The sequence below is a fragment of the Microcystis sp. LEGE 00066 genome (assembly GCF_015207925.1).
Classification (GTDB): Bacteria; Cyanobacteriota; Cyanobacteriia; order Cyanobacteriales; family Microcystaceae; genus Microcystis; species Microcystis ichthyoblabe_A.
In genome coordinates this window covers 1-2962 of record NZ_JADEVX010000309.1, presented here as the reverse complement: position 1 = coordinate 2962, position 2962 = coordinate 1, and the positions used below count along the sequence as shown (strand labels likewise).

Below are 2962 nucleotides of genomic sequence, written 5' to 3'. Positions count from 1 at the left end.
CTACTGTACTTTTAGCTTGGGCGGCAATTATATCTGAGGGGTGAAAATAGGGGGAATTCCAAAAGTCGTAGGTGGCACTCGCTGCGGCTAGATTTCCCGAAGCTTGTGGCACACTTGTACTAGGTTGGCTGGCCAAGTTTTCTACGATACTGATTAACCTTTTCTTTCTTCTGGTGTCCCCTAGGTCTGCATATTGTAATTCTTGGGCTGCCCATTTCTCCATTTTTTTGCTTACCTCCACCTTAATTCCTTCTTTCAAAACTATACCTATCAATCGTTTCCCCTTTTTTTAAGTTTCTTCTCTTTTTGTTAAGAAAGATCTGACTAATGGATAGCTTGATAAGGGGGGTGTCTGAAAACTTTGGCTCTTCGTTACTTGGTATGGTTCGATAGGGGGGCATAAATTGACTAAATCCTTATCTGGCAAGAGACTTAATTGATGAGTTCGCTTTAGGTTAAAAACAATTGACAAAAATCGCCAAATGCCTTTCTACATAAGGATTCCATCCCCTATAAACCCAGTTCATCGCATAACACAAACCGAAGAGCCAAAACTTTTAACACCTACCTACTTAGTCTGACGGGAAAAATGCTCGCTTTTCTGATTCTAATCTAAAGTTCCTCGCTGTATTTGTTCCCGTTCGATCGCTTCAAATAGGGCCTGGAAGTTGCCTTCTCCAAAACCTCTAGCGGCATGACGGCGCTCGATTAATTCAAAAAAGAAAGTCGGCTGGGAAAAAATTGGTTTAGTGAAAATTTGCAGTAAAGTCGGCTTTTCTAATAGGGAATAACTATTTTCTTCAAAATCGATGAGAATTTCCTGTTTTTTAATTTCTAACCATTCCCAATCAGCAATATTAAAATCTTTTTTTTGATAGTCAATTTGTTGATAATAACTGTTGGGAACTGATAGAAATTCTACTTTCCTTTCTTTTAATTTTTGAGTTAATCTTAAAATATTTTCTGTTTTTAAAGCAATGTGTTGAATGCCAGATTTTTGATTAATATCTAAAAATTCTTGAATTTGAGAACTGTTACTATCTGGTTCATTAATTGGTAATTTTAATTCAGTTTTGGGGTGAACAAGTACCTGAGAATAAAGACCAGAACGCTCCGTTTTAATAGTAAAAGTTTGCCTTTTTTTAAAGCCTAAATTTTCCTCATACCAATTTGCTGTTAACTCTAAATTTCCCTGAAAAACATTTAAAACTAAATGATCAATTGCCAGAATATCCTGATTATATTGTTCCTTGCTATCATACTCAATCAGATTAGGATCGGCTAAAATTGGCGTGATTCCCTGTCTTTCAATTAACGTATGTTTGAGATTAGCAATGCTAGAGATTTGACAGCTTTTTATCTTACCCCTAGAAAAAGCAGTTTCCTGAATAAAAATATCCTGTTTAATTCTCCTAGCTAAACTGTCTAAATCCTCCACTTGAAAAGCTACATCCGCCACCCCTTCAGGATATTTACCTAAAAATTCCGCCACGGGACTGAGAGAATTTAAAGGAGAAGATAAGATAAAAATAATCTGTTTAGTTTTATCTTTTTGGATGCCATTGCCAACTATTTCCGTGTGCGTATGGAGATTAACTAAACTTGCGATCGCCTGAAAATCCATCACCCGCACCAACCAATCTCGCCATTTTTTGGCCGATTCTACATAAAAATGAATATGATCAATAAACATAAGTAAAGTCAAAAAAGTGGTTGAGTGTTAGGAATTATGAATTATGAATTATGAAGTGGGGAATGAAGAAGTGGGGAGATAGGGGAATTTCAACTAATAACCCAACACCCTAAAACCCTAAAACCCCAACTCCTGACTCCTGAGGATTAAAAAAAGAGATGACTATCGGGTTGAATATTAATTTCCATCGGGACAGCTTGGGGTTCAGCATTCATGGCAAAATAGATAGCATCGGCGGCAGTTTGAGCGGTTAACATTTTATTGCGATCAACTTTTAAGCTCACCTGATCCCAAAAAGGAGTATCGACACCACCAAAATAGAATAAAGTCATTTTAATACCATAGCGTTTTAACTCATCGGCCAAACATTTACTAAAACCGACTACCCCGTACTTAGAAGCACAATAAGCGGCAGCCATAGCCATAGAATGCTTACCCAAAATTCCCACCACATTACAGATATGACCAGCCTTATTTTCCTTCATCACATTAGCCGCAGCCTGACAAGTATAAAAACTCCCCTTCAGATTGAGGTCGAGCATTTTATCTAAATCTTCCGGCGTGATTTTATTATATTGTTTCATCACACCGGCTCCGGCCGCATTAACCAACACATCCAACCGGCCGTAATGGGAGACAATTTTTTCCATCAAAGTTTCCACCTGAGTCGGATTAGTGATATCCGTCGGTACAATTAACGAGGGACAAGGCAACTCACTGGCTAAATTAGATAAATTATCGGCATTTCTGGCCACTAATACGAGTTTATGACCATTAACAGCTAGTTTACGCGCTAAAGTGGCACCTATACCCCCCGTAGCACCGACAATCAGGACAACTTTTTCGCTCATAATTATTGATAATTCTTTACAAATCTTATTGTAAACTGTTCCGACTGGAAAATCATCGCTAGTCCCAACCCCTTGATTAAGGGCTATCCATTAGTCAGATCTTTCTTAACAAAAAGAGAAGAAACTTAAAAAAAGGGGAAACGATTGATAGGTATAGTTTTGAAAGAAGGAATTAAGGTGGAGGTAAGCAAAAAAATGGAGAAATGGGCAGCCCAAGAATTACAATATGCAGACCTAGGGGACACCAGAAGAAAGAAAAGGTTAATCAGTATCGTAGAAAACTTGGCCAGCCAACCTAGTACAAGTGTGCCACAAGCTTCGGGAAATCTAGCCGCAGCGAGTGCCACCTACGACTTTTGGAATTCCCCCTATTTTCACCCCTCAGATATAATTGCCGCCCAAGCTAAAAGTACAGTAG

General features: G+C 38.4%; 5 protein-coding genes. 1 reads left to right on the top strand and 4 read right to left on the bottom strand.

Annotation, left to right across the window (positions count from 1 at the left end; translation table 11 throughout):
* The 4 genes from IQ224_RS22885 to IQ224_RS22875 form a co-directional block, all read right to left on the bottom strand.
* Positions 1–223: transposase (locus IQ224_RS22885; RefSeq protein ID WP_130757148.1), on the bottom strand; the 223-nt coding region annotated here is incomplete at its 3' end.
* 66 nt (positions 224–289) lie between these two features.
* Positions 290–484 carry a hypothetical protein gene (locus IQ224_RS24445; protein WP_231828569.1) on the bottom strand — a complete coding sequence of 65 codons (195 nt, stop codon included), beginning with the start codon at positions 482–484 and terminating at the stop codon, positions 290–292.
* A 123-nt stretch (positions 485–607) separates the two neighbouring features.
* A complete protein-coding gene (gene hppD / locus IQ224_RS22880; RefSeq protein WP_002743825.1) occupies positions 608–1693 on the bottom strand; it encodes a 4-hydroxyphenylpyruvate dioxygenase in 1086 nt (361 codons plus the stop codon).
* A 146-nt stretch (positions 1694–1839) separates the two neighbouring features.
* Positions 1840–2544 (bottom strand): SDR family oxidoreductase, encoded by a 705-nt coding sequence (locus IQ224_RS22875; protein ID WP_002743823.1) that lies wholly within the window; start codon positions 2542–2544, stop codon positions 1840–1842.
* A 195-nt stretch (positions 2545–2739) separates the two neighbouring features.
* On the opposite strand from IQ224_RS22875, the gene IQ224_RS22870 reads away from it, so the two are divergent.
* Positions 2740–2962 (top strand): transposase (locus IQ224_RS22870; RefSeq protein ID WP_130757148.1); only part of this gene is annotated, 223 nt, incomplete at its 3' end.

Bases quoted from the DNA above. Each gene is read 5' to 3' on its own strand.
- IQ224_RS22875 (WP_002743823.1), bottom strand. From the start codon at position 2,544: ATGAGCGAAAAAGTTGTCCTGATTGTCGGTGCTACGGGGGGTATAGGT.
- hppD (WP_002743825.1), bottom strand. From the start codon at position 1,693: ATGTTTATTGATCATATTCATTTTTATGTAGAATCGGCCAAAAAATGG.